Genomic DNA, 241 nt, shown 5'->3' with positions numbered 1-241 from the left:
CTCGCTTCAGCTCTTTTTGCAACCGCTTAATCTCTGCCTGAGCATCTGCCAAATCATTATGCTGTTGCTTGTCAGGGCCGTACTTCTTTATCCAAGCGTAGAGGCTATGCGTTGTGATATCGAGCCGTTTTGCAACATCTGCGACAGCATGGCCTCGATCAACGGCCTGTTTAACTGCTTCGATTCTGAATTCTTCAGGGTAACGTTTACCGCTCATAGGCACCTCTCTTTGCGTTAGTTT

General features: G+C 47.7%; 1 protein-coding gene. It reads right to left on the bottom strand.

Annotated features, from left to right (window positions below; genetic code table 11):
* Nucleotides 1-217: transposase (locus L975_RS16365; protein ID WP_047709332.1), on the bottom strand; the 217-nt coding region annotated here is incomplete at its 3' end.
* Nucleotides 218-241 lie beyond the last annotated feature (24 nt).

The organism is Plesiomonas sp. ZOR0011, from assembly GCF_000800945.1.
Classification (GTDB): domain Bacteria; phylum Pseudomonadota; class Gammaproteobacteria; order Enterobacterales; family CAMTGL01; genus Plesiomonas; species Plesiomonas shigelloides.
Note: the sequence above shows the minus strand (reverse complement) of the source record. Positions and strands in the feature narration are given on the sequence as shown.